We start from the raw sequence: 16,105 nt of genomic DNA on the forward strand, positions 1-16,105 counted from the left end.
TGGAACAATGTTACCTCCCCATTAAAACTAAAAGGACATTGATATCACTCGGGCTTACACCTGAAATCCTGCTAGCCTGTCCTATTGTTTTTGGATCTATTTTTGATAGTTTTTGGCGTGCTTCAGTCGAGATACTTTTTAGCTTTTCATACTCGAACCTGCCTTGTATATCCAAATTTTCTAATCTGGATAATTTATCTGCCATTAATTTTTCACGATTAATATACCCCTGATACTTAATAAATATTTCTGCAGACTCTATGATTTCCTCTCGCCTGGTTTCAGGAATATCCTCACAATGCTTTTTGAACGGTTCTATTGCCTCTATAAGTTCGAATATTTTAACTTGCGGACGAAGGAGTATATCCTTTAATTTGACCGCTTGTTTTAGAACGGATGTACCTACAGATTCCAAATATCCATTTATGAACATAGGTTTGATACTAAACTTTTCCACAAAGTCAATGATCGAATTTCTACACTTAAGTTTTTCTTCCAACAAATCGACTCTATATTTTTGGGCTAGCCCAATATCAAAACTCTTTTTCGTCAATCGTATGTCCGCATCATCCTGTCTTAATAAAATTCTATATTCCGCTCTCGAAGTAAACATACGGTATGGCTCATCAACTCCCTTTGTTACTAGGTCATCAATTAAAACACCTATGTAAGCCTCGTCTCTACCCAACACAAACTCATCTTTATTATTTAACTTAAGATGTGCGTTTATACCTGCCATCAGTCCTTGTGCTCCCGCTTCTTCATATCCCGTTGTACCATTAATTTGCCCGGCAAAATACAGATTGGATACGAGTTTTGTTTCAAGAGTGTGCTTCAATTGGGTAGGGTCAAAAAAATCATATTCAATGGCATATCCGGGACGGAATATTTTCGCGTTTTCCAATCCGGGTATATTCTTCATCGCATCTAATTGAACCTCTAGCGGCAATGAGCTACTGAATCCATTCAAATAATATTCGATTGTGGTTTCCCCTTCAGGTTCAAGATGTAATTGGTGTTTATCTTTATCGGCAAAAGTAACAATCTTGGTTTCTATACTTGGGCAATAACGAGGGCCAATACTTTGAATGGTACCGTCGTACAAAGGAGATTTATCCAAACCAGATCTTAATTCATCATGTACGACTTCATTGGTGTAGGTAAGCCAGCAACTTTTTTGCTTCAGCTTTGATTTTTCCTCCGGTAGATATGAAAATTTATAAAATGTTTCGTCCCCCCCTTGCTCCTCACACTTTGAAAAATCAATGGTTCTTCCATCTATTCTTACCGGCGTACCGGTTTTCATCCTATCCGTAACAAAACCGAAATCACTCATTTTTTTTGTCAAGCCATAAGAACTGGGTTCGCTAATTCTTCCTCCTTCCATTTGCACCTGTCCAATATGCATGAGTCCATTCAAAAAGGTACCGTTGGTAAGAATTAATGACTTACACGTAAACTCTACACCCAATTTGGTTATTACAGATTTAACACGATTACCATCGAAATTAACATCTACCACCGTATCCTGCCAAAAAGAAAGATTATCCGTTTGTTCTAAAATAGAACGCCATTGCGCAGAAAAAACCATTCTATCACATTGCGCTCTCGGGCTCCACATGGCAGGTCCCTTCGACCTATTTAATAATCTGAATTGAATCGACGACCTATCGGTAACTATCCCCGCATAACCACCCAAAGCATCAATTTCGCGCACAATTTGTCCTTTGGCAATTCCGCCAATAGCAGGATTACAGCTCATTTGGGCTATCTTGTTCATATCCATTGTTATTAACAATGTTTTAGAACCTAAATTGGCAGCAGCAGCGGCAGCCTCACTACCGGCATGTCCGGCCCCGACTACAATTATATCGTAATTAAAATCCATATCTATTTAATAAAGATGCAAAGGTACATGCATCCAAGAATTTACACTAAAAAAACAGCAAAATTATAAAATTGTTTCAAGAAGTTCTAATGCCTTGTCCTCCAGTTTATGCATTTCGGCATCTCGCTCGGGTGTATTATCCTTAAAACCCAGTAAATGAAGTATTCCGTGAATGATCACACGGTTCAATTCTTTTGTGAAAGTAGTATTGTAGTCGGTAGCATTTGAACGTACCGTATCTATGCTAATTAAAATATCGCCACTAATTACATTGCCCTCGCAATAATCGAATGTGATAATATCGGTATAATAATCGTGATTCAAGTATTCACGATTCACTTTTAAAATATATTCGTCAGAGCAAAAAAGAAAAGATATCTCCTTGGAGATACCCCTATATTTTTTAATGATAGCGTTAATCCATTTTGTTAATATCTCCGTATCCAAACACAACTCGGATACATCTTCATAGTCGAAAGTAATCACTTACAAATTAAAGGTTAACTTAACCTTACTTCCGTCGTCTTCGAAGTCAATCTCATCAGCTAAGTGGTTCATTAAAAAAATTCCCCTTCCATGTGTTTTCTCGACATTTTCAGGTAAAGTCGGATCCGGAACTTTCGTGTAATCAAATCCATTTCCTTCATCCCTTATAACAACCTGTATATCCTTGTCCGATATCTGATACTCCAATTCTACGTTTTTAGACGAATCCAGCTTGTTGCCGTGAACAATTGCATTGTTAACACCTTCAACAACAGCCAGTAACAACTTTCCGTATACATCCGACTGTATATCGTATTGACTTGAAATATCATCGACCAATTTTTCGATCAAACTAATATTTTTGATGTCAGAACTTATAACGACTTTTTCCACAGTTAAATCCATTTATCTCTTAGTAATTTACATTTACTTTATACTATAAATTACACAAATAGTTACTCAAATGTAAATATTTTTACTTTAATAATAAAGTTCTATTTCTGCAACCATTCCAAGGGATTGATTTTTTTACTCTCCTCCCATATCTCAAAATGTAATATACCATTCTTATCATTAGTATCCGCAAAAATTTGACCGATGCTTTCATTACTTTTAACAACTTGTCCATTTTTTACATCTACCTTTGCCAAATTGGCATAAACCGTGAGATATTTACCATGGCGTATAATCACCGCTTTATTATACCCTGGGATAGCAATAACGCGGCTTACAGTGCCCTCGTAAACGCTTTTAACACTGTTTTCTTTTGAGGCTGTAATATCAATACCATTGTTCTTTACTTTTACTCCCTTTAAAACGGCGTGATTATGTTCACCAAATCGGCTTGTGACAATTCCGTGTAACACAGGCCACCTTAATTTGCCCTTGGCACTTTTAAAATTTGAAAAAGCATAATTTGAAACCGACGAGGCTTCTCGAATTAATTTTTCGATACTTGCCTGCAATTTATCGGCTGCTTTTTGTTTTGTTTCAATTTCGCGACGTAACCAATTTTCATCTTTTTTTAAATCTGCTATATATTCTTCTTTTTTTGAAACAGTAATTTTCAAGTTTTCCATCTCATTTACCAATGCGGTATAGCTCCTTTGTTTCTGTTCCAGAATTAATTCATTTTGTTTAACAATGCTATCGTGCTTCGATTTAGTATCCAATAAAGCCAGACCTTGTTTTTTACGGTAGGACGCATATTGCTTCATAAGATGAAACCTTCTGTATGCCTCTGAAAAAGATTTTGCACTGAAAACCAACATGAACTCGTTATAATTAGAACCAAGTTGCTTGTGTGCCGCCAATATCAATTTTTTATAACCGTTTCTTAAGCTTTCTATTTCCTGTTCCAATGAATGAACTACCTCCCTGTTTATTGCTATCTGCTCATTTATCGCGTCTATCTCCTTCCGGTAGGACGTAATAACCTCGTTTTGCGCATTGATTTGCGCATTAACCAACTTTAGTTCACTCAAATAACTTTTACGTGTATTTCCCTTCTTTATCAATAAATTTTTGGCATTACTGATATCCTTTTCATACTGCTCCCTTTGGTTTTTAAGAGATTCAATATTATTATTTTGCGCACAAACACAAGCAGTAAATACGAACAACAGCAGCGTAATTTTACAACTCTTTTGATTGATAACTCGCAGGTATTTTGAAATGAAGGCTACCACCATCGTTTATTTCTAAATAATTTACTTTTAAATCAACATGAAAAAACTGAGCGCCTTGCACAGCTTTTATCTCAATTTTTTCAGGAAACAATATATTATCGAAAGTTTTAAAATATTTATAATCCACATTAACAGATTGATTTGATGCAAAATCCTTGATAAATACGCTAAAAATCCGATATAACTCGGGATAGATATCTATTTCGTGGACAATAATATTATTTTTACTTCTTCTGCTTAATCTTCCCAGTTTTTTGTCTTTTAACGACTTAAAAGAATAATATTTGTCGTTTACATGATGTTTATATTTTTTAAGACCATCAAAATAATCCTCCTCACTTGGATACAAAAACAAAGAATTGCTTAAAATGGCTTGCAGCGCATTAAAATCCAGATCGAGACCGTATTTTTCGTTAAAATAATTATATCCGGTTAATAAAGCCACTTTATTATGTTTGTCTAAAATAATTACTTCAGACTTTGTAAGTTTTGCTCTAACCAATTCAATACCCATTAAAGCGTATATCGAGACAATAATCTGACTATCCTTTTGAATAACAAAACTACCCTTGAAAGATTTCTTATTGTTACCGTCATTGTAACTGAACTGTACCTTTTTCAAATATAATTTATCAAAATATAGCTGATTATCTTTCAGTTGATTACGTAACTTCGCATCCGTAATATTCGAAACCTCTCCCACGGTTATCTTCTCCGTAGTTTTACAACTAGTAATGAAAATAATACCTACAACAATACCTAAAATCCTATTCCTCCACATATTCCTTTAACTCAATCTTCCTTTTTAACACTTCAGACTTATTTCCCATCTCTAGCGACTTTTTCCATTGAACAATAGCTTCATTTACTTTATTATTCATGAATAAAATATCGCCATAATGTTCTACAATCACCTCACTACTATCACCCCCATTATCCATAGCTCTTTCAATGATATATTTAGCTTCGAAAAATCTACCTCTTTTAAACAACACCCACGCATAAGTATCCAGGTACGTAGCATTACCCGATTCGAGCTCAATACACCTGGAAATCATTTTCTCGGCCTTTTCCAATTCTTTATTCTCAACCGATAAATAATAACTGTAATTATTTAAAACAACCACATTATTTTCATCAATTTTAAGCGCGTTTTCGTAGTGCTTAAAAGCTTCATTCGGTTTACCCAAACTATGTTCTACATCCCCAAGATAAGCATGGAACTGTCCTTTTAAAGCAGCATTTTCTCCGACAAACTTTAATCCGTTTAACAGTTTTTCCCTTGCATTCTGATATTCTTCTTTCTGCATAGCGCCCATAGCGTAAAAAAGATTAAACAAAGGTACCTCCGGGAATATAACTAATACTTCCCTCGCATCTTCATATAAATCGTCAAACTTAGCCAGATCTATTTCCAAGAAAAACATGTCCTGCCAGACCGAAGGATTACTTTTATCAATACTTAACGCTTTTTTATATTCAACTAATGCGGCCTTCTTCTTATTGTTGTTTTGCAGATAATTGGCATAGTAAATATAACTTCTGGCATCATCGTTATGCACATCGGTAAGCTTATTAAACAGACCTATAACCACCGTAGTATCGTTGTATTCTTTAAAATCCTTCCCCATTAACAATGGCAACAATTGCTGAAACTTAACTTCCAGGGCCAAATCTTCATCTTCTAAGGCTTTTCCAAAATAATTAAAAAAAGAAATCGTATCCGCCTGTTGTAATTTAACATTCGCCAGAGAAAAGAATCCCATACCATTACCCGCATCGACCTCTAATATTTTGTTATAACTTTGCTCCGCTTTTGAGTAGTTTTTGTTATACATGTATAAATCACCGAGAAAACCATAATATCTTGGTTCATAAGGATTTTCGTCTATCAACCTATTAATTTCTTTTAAAGCCATACCCTCTTTGCCCATCTCCAGATAAATCTTTTCCTTCTCCGTAGATATTGCTTCGTTAATGCCAATACTATTTTGCAGTTTGTTGTAGGCATCAATGGCGTTTTGAAACTGTTTATTATTTTGATACAGCTGCGCCAATATATAGGTAAATTCATCACTATCAGGGAATCTCTCCACCAGCTTTTCGTACGTTGCAATCGCTTTCGGGATTTCTTTATTCTGTTGATACAAATCGCCCAATAATATTTGATACCATTTATTGTTAGGCGATAGTCGTACAGAATTGCTTAAAAGATCCTGAGCCGCCTTGTAATTTTTGGCAGCAATGGCAATATTGGCCAATTCAAAATAACAGGTTGCACTGAGCGAATCAATTTTTAAACATTCCACAAAATAGTTTTTTGCCTTATTCAGATCCCCATTCATCTTCAGTCGCTGACCCTCGTAAAAGAAATAATCGAATTTCCGTTTGTTTTGCCCACTTAGCACAGACCCTTTGGTGCTTGTAACCAGTTCTACCGTGCCCGCTTCTTTTACACTTTTACATCCAACTATACCGATAATCAGAACCAAAAGCAAGTATAAATTTCTCATCTAATTAAACTCTATTTCCGAATAAATAATACTTCTATTTTTTGCCGGTATGGCCAAAGCCACCAGCACCCCGCACCGACTGCTCCAGTTCATCCACCAAAACAAACTTAACAGATTCATGCTTCGCCACCACCATCTGGCAAATTCTTTCACCATTTTTTACCACAAAATCATCGTTTGACAGGTTCACCAGAATCACTTTTATCTCACCTCTGTAATCTGCATCAATTGTACCCGGGCTGTTTAAAACCGATATTCCATACTTATAAGCCAATCCACTACGTGGCCTAATTTGTGCTTCATATCCTTCGGGCAATTCAATAAACAAACCAGTGGGCACTAAAACACGCTGTAATGGTTTTAGAATAATATCGTCCTTTAAATTTGCTCTTAAATCAACACCGGCTGATAGTTCCGTTGCGTGCGCAGGAAGTTCGTTTGTGCTTTTATTTATTAATTTAACTTTTAATGCCATAATCTTATACCAGCTACTTTTTAAACTCTTTAAAATAAACAAGCCCTAAAAATACAATTATTAAGCCAATCCGCGTTACATAGTTTGAAATATCGTACCATAACCCGAAAGGTTTTGTGATATAACCACTTAGTACCGGGATCAAGTATACTCCTAAAACATAAATGATAGCTACCACAACCACATAATGAATTATGGTTAACCAATCGTAACGAATATCAGAATTTCTATTACCCCAGAAAATGCTTAGACCAACCATTACAGCGAAACAAACAAGACCACCAATGGCTGCACCAACATACCCTATTAATGGTATTAAAACCAAATTTAACGTTATGGTGATGATGCTTCCAACAATACCCATATAAGCACCGTAAACAGTTTTGTCTGTTACTTTATACCATACTGACAAAGTAAAATAAACACCGCTTAAAAGTTGTGCTATCAAAACAATAGGTATTACAACATTTCCCTGCTTATATTCTTCGGTTAAAACCACGTTTATGATATCCATAAAAAACGTAACGCCAAGGAAAATAAGTAGACCGAACAACGTAAAAAACTTTAAAATGGTGGCATACATTTTAGGGCTTTTGTTCTCCGCATGATTTTTAAAAAAAAAGGGTTCAAAAGCCAATCGAAACGATTGCGTAAACATGGCCATTAAAACCCCAATTTTAAAATTGGCACCATAAATAGCTAATTGTCTCAAACCTTCATCTCCACCAATGAGTTCAGGAATTAAAATTTTATCTATTTGAATATTGATCATTCCTGTTATTCCTACTATTAAAATAGGAAATGAATATTTGTACATATTCCATAGTAAATGATAATCAAATTTACCCAGACTTTTAAAAACATCCGGTAGAAGGATTACCAAAATAGAAAATGAAGCGATTAAATTAGACAATAGTACGTAAAGTGCTTGATTATCCGCAAGTGCATACCAATCAATTAACCTAAAATAATTGGAACCGTAGTTTTGCGGACACCAATACAAAAAATAAAGGTTAAAAGAGATAAGTATAATGACATTTAACAGTTTTAAAAGACCAAAGCGTACACTTTTACCTTCGTACCGTATTTTAGCGAAAATAAGAGCAGATATAGCATCTATAATAACGATTAATGCCACAATAACCACTAACTGACTTGGCACACCATTATTAAACCAAACACTAAAATTATCTTTAAATATCCATACGATAAGCAGGAAAAGCAGACTAGTTGACGTAACACTGCTGATCGCCGTAGTAAAAACACCGGAATAATTTTTACTTTTGGCAAAACGGAAAAAACTGGTTTCAAAACCATACGTTAAAATTACCAGCAAAATTGCGATATACCCATACATTTGGGTAACTATACCATATTGCACACCGTCCATAGTACGAATATAATATGGCATCAATAACCAATTTAGTAAACGCACTAATATGGTACTACCTCCATAAATAACCGTATCGCCGGCCAGTGATTTAAACTTTCCCAAATTTTTCGGATTTTAAAACAGTGAATACTGTTCCTTATTAAAAGAATCTTTACCCAAATGACTATATGCCAGTGCAGTTGCCATCCGCCCTCGAGGTGTACGCTTTATAAATCCTTCCTTAATCAGGAAAGGTTCATATACTTCTTCTATGGTGCCTCCGTCTTCGCCAATGGCTGTGGCAATGGTACTGATTCCTACAGGGCCTCCCTGAAATTTATCGATCAGCGTGTTTAATATCTTATGGTCCATTTCGTCCAATCCGTGCTGGTCAATATTAAGTGCCTCCAACGAAAACTTAGAAATGTTAATATCGATATCACCATTGCCTTTTACCTGTGCAAAATCCCTTACTCTCCTTAATAAAGCATTTGCAATACGAGGTGTTCCCCTGCTCCTTCCCGATATTTCAATACAAGCTTCTTTGCTAATACTGGTATCCAAAATACCTGAAGATCGGTTTATAATACCAGCCAATACTTTATTATCATAATATTCTAAATGGCAATTAATGCCAAAACGGGCTCTTAGCGGACTGGTTAGCAAACCGCTTCTGGTTGTGGCACCTACCAACGTAAAAGGGTTCAAATCTATTTGAATACTTCTCGCTCCAGGACCTTTGTCTATTAATATATCTATTCTGTAATCTTCCATCGCAGAATAAAGATACTCCTCCACAACAGGACTTAAACGATGTATCTCATCAATGAAAAGAACATCGTTAGTTTCTAAATTTGTAAGTATTCCGGCCAAGTCACCGGGTTTATCCAATACAGGACCACTGGTAAGCTTAAAACCCACCCCTAACTCGTTAGCTATTATATTTGAAAGCGTTGTTTTGCCCAGACCAGGAGGGCCATGCAACAATACATGATCCAGGGCTTCTTCCCGCATCGAAGCTGCCTGGACAAAAATTTTAAGATTTTCAACTATTTTATCCTGACCTTTAAAATCTTTAAAACTTAAAGGCCGTAACTTATTATCAACCTCTTTTTCAATATTTTGGTAACCTTCTTCGCGTATATCAAAGTTATCTTCCATCCATCTAATTAATAATTCCCAATTTCTTAATCAAGGTCATAAATAAATCCAGTTCAAATGGCTTTGACATATATTCGTTCATTCCATGTGCCAAACATTTTTCCCTATCCGCATCGAACGTATTGGCGGTTAAACCAATAATAGGCGTTGAATATGACATGCGCTTTTCATACTTTCGAATTTCAGTTGTAGCCTGTAATCCATCCATAACGGGCATCATTAAATCCATAATGACCAAATCGTACTTACCCCTTTTAATCATATCCAGAGCCTCTTTCCCATTATTGGCGATATCTATTTTATATCCAAACTTAGATAAATTTAAAAAAATAAGCTTTTGATTTAAAATATTATCCTCTACCAATAATACAGCCAATGAACTAGAATTTTCCATTTAACACAAATATTGAAGTCTAGTTACAAAAAAAGTAAAATATTACCACAATTTTAAACAATTCATCAAATTAAAGATTTAATTTATTAGAAATATCCAACATTCTTTCAATAGGTTTAACTGCTTTAATTCTAATACTTTCTTCCACGTTAATGGTAGGCCACTCATATTTAAGTGCATTGTAAAGTTTATCCATGGTGTTTAAACGCATAAATTCGCAGTCGTTACAGGCACAAGTGGAATCATTAGGCGGGGCAGGAATAAAAGTCTTATTTGGGCTTTTTAACTTCATCTGATGAATAATTCCGGATTCCGTGGCCACGATAAATTTTTGACTTTCGCTGGTTGCTGAATATTTTAAAAGCGCAGCGGTAGAACCAATTTGGTCCGCAACCATCAGCAACTGCTTTTTACACTCCGGATGCGCCAATATTTCGGCATCTGAATTCTCCTCTTTGATCTCCAGTATTTTTTCCAGAGAAAATTTTTCGTGTACATGACAGGCGCCATCCCATAATATCATTTCCCTGCCTGTAATACTGTTGATATAATTGCCCAGGTTTCTGTCAGGACCAAAAATTAATTTTTCGTCCGCCGGAAAACTATCTATAATAGCTTTTGCATTTGTACTTGTAACCACTATGTCCGATAATGCTTTTATTTCCGCCGAAGTATTTACATAGGTTACCACCTTGTAATCCGGATACAGCTTAATAAATTCAGCGAAAGCATCCGGTGGACAACTATCTGCCAAACTACATCCGGCATTTAAATCCGGTACAATAACCGTTCTTTCCGGAGCCAATATTTTGGCACTTTCTCCCATAAAATGAACGCCCGCTACTATAATAATATCCGCGTCCGTTTTAGCTGCAAACTGAGCCAAAGCCAAGCTGTCCCCAACAAAATCGGCTATATCCTGTATCCTATCCTCCTGATAAAAGTGTGCCATTAGCACGGCATTTTTTTTCTTTTTAAGTTTTAAAAATGCATCTTCTAAATTCTCAATACCCTTAACAGATTCGTCAACGAATCCCTTTTTCAACCAATTTTCTTTTAATTCCATTATTATGTTTAAATAAAGAGAGATTTCTAAATTATATGATGATGATAATATCCTGTTAAAACAGTTTATAAAATTGTAAAAAAATCCTTGCTTTAATATTAATTCAACATTTGTTAGTCGGTTATTCATATTTCATTAACAATTGAAAAACGTGCTTAGTTATTAAAAAACAAAACATTAATATATCTTTTCAACAAGTTGTTAATAATGAACAAATTTAATAAGATTATCCGTTGAAAACATAAAAGAGCTGTTAAAATACTGTTTGAAATACATGTTTAAATTATAGCTTTAATACTTGACTCAATCATTCAAACGGTGACTTATACAAAAATGAAATAATTGCAAATTTATTTTCTGAATTTTGTTAATTCTGGTTTCACAACTTATTAACATGAAATTAAGAGTTATTCACATGATATGAATTTATCCTGGTAATACGGGAAAATCGCTTTTAAAAGGTAATTCTCACCAAAACAGGAATTGCAACACAAATAAATCCGTGAATAACCTGAAATACCTACTGCGAAGCATTTAGCATATGCAATGTTAACGGCAATATACCTAGTAGGATATGCCTGTTTGTGTTAAAAATATAGCTCTTTTTACGACAGGCAACTAACTTGGACTAACCCGGACAGTGATACCATAAATATTTTACAGGATCGTCTGGTTTGATTTGCACAAGTTAGATATATTGCCAATTAGATGTTCAAGTTTCTTTCTATCTTTGAACAAAAAAAATGAATTATACTACTGTAGGTATAGCTTCGGATCATGCTGGTTATGAACTTAAGGAGTTACTAAAGTTATTTTTGTCTGAAAAAGGTATTCAATGTGTTGATTTTGGTACGGACTCAAACGAGAGTTGCGATTATGCAGACTTTGCCCACCCTTTAGCAACAGCTGTTGAAAACAAGGAGGTAGAGATAGGTATCTCGGTGTGCGGCAGTGGAAACGGGATAAATATGACTGTTAATAAACATGTTGGTATCCGTGCCGGGTTATGCTGGAATAAGCAAATATCGAAACTGGCAAGAGCTCATAATAATGCTAATATATGCTCTCTACCGGCGAGGTTTATTACTGTGGATGAAGCGAAGGATATTGTCAATGCTTTTTTGGAGTCGGAATTTGAAGGTGGAAGACATGAGCGTAGGATTAAAAAAATACCATGTTAATATAATATTGCCGTGAGTAGGAAAGCTAAGCAATTTTTAAAAAAGTCGGACGAAGTAGCCTTTGATTTACAGCATCGCAGCAAAATAAAATTTAATATATCCAGATACGATGAGGCTGTAGATAAAGGTGAAAAGAGATATGCTAATATTGAGTTGGCAAGGTTGAGGGCCGCCCAAATAAAAAGAAATGTTTTAGCTAAGCTACCTGATTATTTATTACAGTTCGAAAAAAATGCCATTGATAATGGTTGCACGGTATTGTGGGCTAAGGATGCAGAGGAGGCTATACATTATGTAATAGAAATTCTGAAGGAAAGTAACTGCAAGTTGGTGGTTAAAAGCAAATCCATGACCACCGAAGAAATTGAATTTAACAGTGGTGTTGAAAGTATGGGCGTAAAATCGGTTGAAACAGATTTGGGTGAATATATAGTTCAAATAGCCGGGGAAAAACCTTACCATATTGTTACCCCTGCCATGCATAAATCAAAGGAAGATATTGCGGCCTTGTTTCATGAAAAGTTTAATACCCCGGAAAACAGTACCCCTGAATACCTGACCAACTATGTTAGAGAAAACTTACGAGAGAATTTTCAGGATGCTGAGGTGGGAGTAACGGGAGCTAACTTTTTAATTGCCGACAAAGGTGCGGTAGCTGTTACCGAGAACGAAGGTAACGCAATCATGTCGGCTTCCTTTCCTAAGGTACATATTGCCATATCGGGTATTGAAAAAGTGATTCCTTCCAATAAAGATTTAGGTTTGTATTGGCCATTATTGGCTGCTCACGGAACGGGGCAGCAAATGACGGTTTATAACAGTATTTATTCGGGACCTAAGAAGGAATGGGAAACAGATGGTCCGGAAAAAATGTATGTGATTTTATTGGACAATGGCAGGACAGATTTGTATGCAAATAAAATGGAGGCAGAATCGCTTGCTTGTATTCGATGCGGTGCATGTTTAAATGCTTGTCCTATTTATAAAAATGTGGGAGGACATGCATATAACGCTACTTATAGCGGTCCGATTGGCAGTATAATAACACCACATTTCAAGGATTTCAAAGATTTTAAACACTTGAGTTTCGCTTGTTCGCTATGTGGTAGGTGCGAGGAAGTATGTCCCGTAAAAATACCGTTGCCAAAACTATTGTTGTATAATCGTAAAGAATCCGTTGAACTAAATTTGCCAGGCTTGTCGGAAAACTTATCTACCAATACTATGTCTTACGTCATGTCGTCCAGGGCTTATTTAGATATGCTACCTGGGTCCATCAAAAATTTTGGTAAAAGGGTATTGCAGAAAAAGCTTATCGGTAACAGCAGGAAACTGCCCGATTTGGCCAGCAAATCCTTCAGTTCGCAATGGAAGAACATTAGAACCTAACTTAAACTAAATTAAGGTTAACTAGCATGGATCAAATGAATTTGGTTCTGTTATAGTTTAATGTATTATATAATTATTGGTTCTTTCTTTTGTGTAGGGAAGCATGCTATTGTCCTCACAGGCCGCAAAAATTGATGAATACATGTTTATCAAATTTCACTTATCTCTTCTTTTGCCTAATACTCTAAAACGGAGTTTGACCTATAATACGGCAACAGTTTGAGCTGATTTCTATTAGGCTAACTTGGTATTTATTTGTTAGCACTTTTTTGCCGGAATATTAACAGTAAGTTACAATAAGTTATTTGTGTTTTAGCATATTTGTGTAATTTAGCATTTGTAAATCTTTTATTATGCTATCTAATACATGTAAGTACGCAGTACGTTCGGTAATATACCTGGCCTTGAACCAGGAGGACGGTAAGAAAATCGGGATTAAACAAATTTCGAAAGACCTGGATATACCCACACCTTTTTTGGGTAAAATTCTTCAAACGCTGGCCAAACAAAAAATGTTATTGTCCAATAAAGGCCCTCATGGCGGATTTTCGTTGGCGCTTGAGGCAAAAGAAATCACCTTATTGGATATCGTTACTATCATTGACGGATTAGATGTATTTGAGAATTGTTTGATTGGTATGAATACCTGTAAATCGGCACATGAAAACAATCGCCCTTGTCCGGTTCACGATCAGTTTTGTGAGGCACGTAGCCAGATGTACCAGCTTTTTAAAAATGAAACAATAGGAGATATTACGGAACGTATTGGAAGCAAGGAAGATTATTATTTACTGTAAGCTTTTTTGAAAAGCATTAACTTGTAAATAAACGGATAGTTTCTTAACGAAAAATATAAGATACTTCCTGAAATAACTCCGATGGTATTAAAAACAGCGTCGTAAAAGTTACCGCTTCTGTTGTTTGTAAATAATAACTGTATAAACTCTATTAAAACTCCTAAAATAATAGTGTCCAGTACAATCCATCTTTTTCTGATGGGTTTTACGCTTTTGTGGTTTTCAATAAAAAAAACAAAACTTAGGGACAAATACATGGAGAAATGTGCGAATTTGTCAAAATGATTAAATAGGGGTACATTATTAGGTACGATATTACCAACGTTCATGATACTGAGAAAAAAAATAGTCAGAAATAATAAAATACTCCTCCAAAAATTTTTTAAAATAATCATATTCAGTTTTTTGTAATTTAATGGTTTCAGTTTTTATGATTCATTTGAGTATGATAGTCATCAACAAATGTACCATATTAAAGTATTAAACAAATGTTTCACGTGAAACGTTCATGTTAATTTTTTTTAAACCATAGCATCAATCAACAGTTACAGTATAAAACAATTTATTAATGGCTGGAATTTATATCCATATTCCCTTTTGTATTCAAAAATGCGGCTACTGCGATTTTTATAGCCTTGTCCGTTTAACGGATAAATCAGACTTTGTATCCGCGTTGTGCAAGGAAATCAGAGAAAGAAAAAACGAATTAAATGGGGAAGCCATACAGACCATTTATTTTGGTGGAGGGACGCCTAGTTTACTTCAAAAAAAAGATTTTGAAAAAATAATAAATACGCTTTCTATCAATTACGATTTATCCAAACTGGAAGAGTTTACCGTTGAAGTAAATCCAGACGATATTAACAAGGAATATGTAGAGGATTTAAGTGAACTTGGTTTTAATCGCTTGAGTTTGGGCGTGCAGAGCTTTAATGACAGGATACTTGCCTTTATGAACCGCAGACATAATGCCGAGGAAGCGGTTCAGGCGGTTCAGTTGTCCCAAAATTCCGGGTTCGACAATATTAGTATAGATTTGATTTATGGTATACCCGATATGTCTGCCGAAGAATGGGAAAACAGTATTGACAAATCATTAAGTCTTCATGTTCAGCACATCTCTGCTTATCATCTTACTTTTGAACCTGGTACGGTGTTTTATAAAAAATTGAAAAAAAATAGAATCAAAGAAGTAGATGATAAAATAAGTGCCGAACAATATTCTAAATTAATTCATAAACTGGAAAAAGGTGGTTTTCAGGATTACGAAATTTCCAATTTTTGCAAACCCGGCTTTGAATCGAAACATAATTCGAGCTATTGGAGCGGTAGCAGTTATTTAGGATTTGGGCCTTCGGCACATTCTTATTCAGGTACTACCAGAAGATGGAATATATCAGACTTAAAGGAATATATTGGGCGGGTACAAAATGATGAAATCTGTTACGAAGAGGAAACATTATCGGAAAAAGATATATATAACGAAACAATAATGCTTGGTTTACGAACAAACAAAGGGGTTGATTTAAATTCAATATATAAAATGAATACCCGGTTTGTGGATCTTTTTAAAGAAACAAAGTCGAAAAATATAATTTTAAAAAATACGTTTGAACAAGATGGTTATTTAAAGATGTGCAAGGATAAAAAAATATTGACGGATCGGATTATTTCGGATTTTTTTATGGCTTAATG

General features: G+C 35.2%; 16 protein-coding genes. 4 read left to right on the forward strand and 12 right to left on the reverse strand.

From position 1 onward, the window contains the following. Nucleotides 1-10: 10 nt before the first annotated feature. The 11 genes from mnmG to nadA all read right to left on the reverse strand — a co-directional run bounded on the left by mnmG (nucleotide 11) and on the right by nadA (nucleotide 11,022). Nucleotides 11-1,888, reverse strand: a complete 1,878-nt coding sequence (gene mnmG, locus ACT29I_RS10545) for a tRNA uridine-5-carboxymethylaminomethyl(34) synthesis enzyme MnmG (protein WP_444793396.1) — start codon at nucleotides 1,886-1,888, stop codon at nucleotides 11-13. 63 nt (nucleotides 1,889-1,951) lie between these two features. Beyond that, on the reverse strand, nucleotides 1,952-2,374 hold the full coding sequence (gene ybeY, locus ACT29I_RS10550) for an rRNA maturation RNase YbeY (protein WP_444793397.1): 423 nt from the start codon (nucleotides 2,372-2,374) through the stop codon (nucleotides 1,952-1,954). Continuing rightward, a complete protein-coding gene (locus ACT29I_RS10555) occupies nucleotides 2,375-2,767 on the reverse strand; it encodes an ATP-binding protein (RefSeq protein WP_444793398.1) in 393 nt (130 codons plus the stop codon). A 101-nt stretch (nucleotides 2,768-2,868) separates the two neighbouring features. Next, nucleotides 2,869-3,996: a murein hydrolase activator EnvC family protein gene (locus ACT29I_RS10560; RefSeq protein WP_430932415.1), complete on the reverse strand. Its 1,128-nt coding sequence runs from the start codon at nucleotides 3,994-3,996 to the stop codon at nucleotides 2,869-2,871. Nucleotides 3,997-4,009: 13 nt separating this feature from the next. Continuing rightward, entirely contained in the window at nucleotides 4,010-4,843 is an 834-nt protein-coding gene (locus ACT29I_RS10565; protein WP_430932413.1) for a DUF4292 domain-containing protein, read from the reverse strand. Next, nucleotides 4,830-6,575, reverse strand: a complete 1,746-nt coding sequence (locus ACT29I_RS10570) for a tetratricopeptide repeat protein (RefSeq protein WP_444793399.1) — start codon at nucleotides 6,573-6,575, stop codon at nucleotides 4,830-4,832. The genes ACT29I_RS10565 and ACT29I_RS10570 overlap by 14 nt, the downstream gene beginning before the upstream one ends. Nucleotides 6,576-6,609: 34 nt before the next feature. Further along, complete coding sequence (gene dut / locus ACT29I_RS10575; RefSeq protein WP_430932409.1) at nucleotides 6,610-7,050, reverse strand: dUTP diphosphatase; 441 nt, start codon at nucleotides 7,048-7,050, stop codon at nucleotides 6,610-6,612. A gap of 13 nt (nucleotides 7,051-7,063) precedes the next feature. After that, nucleotides 7,064-8,545: a lipopolysaccharide biosynthesis protein gene (locus ACT29I_RS10580; protein ID WP_444793400.1), complete on the reverse strand. Its 1,482-nt coding sequence runs from the start codon at nucleotides 8,543-8,545 to the stop codon at nucleotides 7,064-7,066. A 12-nt stretch (nucleotides 8,546-8,557) separates the two neighbouring features. After that, the gene (gene ruvB, locus ACT29I_RS10585) at nucleotides 8,558-9,583 is read right to left on the reverse strand and encodes a Holliday junction branch migration DNA helicase RuvB (RefSeq protein WP_430932405.1); all 1,026 of its coding nucleotides are present in this window, start codon (nucleotides 9,581-9,583) and stop codon (nucleotides 8,558-8,560) included. Between the two features lie 4 nt (nucleotides 9,584-9,587). After that, on the reverse strand, nucleotides 9,588-9,977 hold the full coding sequence (locus ACT29I_RS10590) for a response regulator (protein WP_430932403.1): 390 nt from the start codon (nucleotides 9,975-9,977) through the stop codon (nucleotides 9,588-9,590). A 70-nt stretch (nucleotides 9,978-10,047) separates the two neighbouring features. Beyond that, nucleotides 10,048-11,022: a quinolinate synthase NadA gene (gene nadA / locus ACT29I_RS10595; RefSeq protein WP_444793401.1), complete on the reverse strand. Its 975-nt coding sequence runs from the start codon at nucleotides 11,020-11,022 to the stop codon at nucleotides 10,048-10,050. Nucleotides 11,023-11,786: 764 nt separating this feature from the next. On the opposite strand from nadA, the gene rpiB reads away from it, so the two are divergent. From rpiB to ACT29I_RS10610, 3 genes are all read left to right on the forward strand, one after another. Then, a complete protein-coding gene (gene rpiB / locus ACT29I_RS10600) occupies nucleotides 11,787-12,224 on the forward strand; it encodes a ribose 5-phosphate isomerase B (protein WP_430932399.1) in 438 nt (145 codons plus the stop codon). Between the two features lie 12 nt (nucleotides 12,225-12,236). Then, nucleotides 12,237-13,613, forward strand: coding sequence for a lactate utilization protein B (locus ACT29I_RS10605; protein ID WP_444793402.1), 1,377 nt, complete (start codon nucleotides 12,237-12,239; stop codon nucleotides 13,611-13,613). A gap of 353 nt (nucleotides 13,614-13,966) precedes the next feature. Continuing rightward, nucleotides 13,967-14,410, forward strand: coding sequence for an RrF2 family transcriptional regulator (locus tag ACT29I_RS10610; RefSeq protein WP_430932396.1), 444 nt, complete (start codon nucleotides 13,967-13,969; stop codon nucleotides 14,408-14,410). Here ACT29I_RS10610 and ACT29I_RS10615 read toward each other — a convergent pair. Next, nucleotides 14,398-14,805 carry a VanZ family protein gene (locus ACT29I_RS10615; RefSeq protein ID WP_430932394.1) on the reverse strand — a complete coding sequence of 136 codons (408 nt, stop codon included), beginning with the start codon at nucleotides 14,803-14,805 and terminating at the stop codon, nucleotides 14,398-14,400. The two genes, ACT29I_RS10610 and ACT29I_RS10615, sit on opposite strands and share 13 nt — an antisense overlap. A gap of 173 nt (nucleotides 14,806-14,978) precedes the next feature. Here ACT29I_RS10615 and hemW point away from each other — a divergent pair, with 173 nt between their 5' ends. Continuing rightward, nucleotides 14,979-16,103: a radical SAM family heme chaperone HemW gene (gene hemW / locus ACT29I_RS10620; RefSeq protein ID WP_430932392.1), complete on the forward strand. Its 1,125-nt coding sequence runs from the start codon at nucleotides 14,979-14,981 to the stop codon at nucleotides 16,101-16,103. Nucleotides 16,104-16,105: the final 2 nt, after the last annotated feature.

This window comes from Saccharicrinis sp. GN24d3, assembly GCF_052400645.1.
GTDB lineage: Bacteria > Bacteroidota > Bacteroidia > Bacteroidales > Marinilabiliaceae > Saccharicrinis.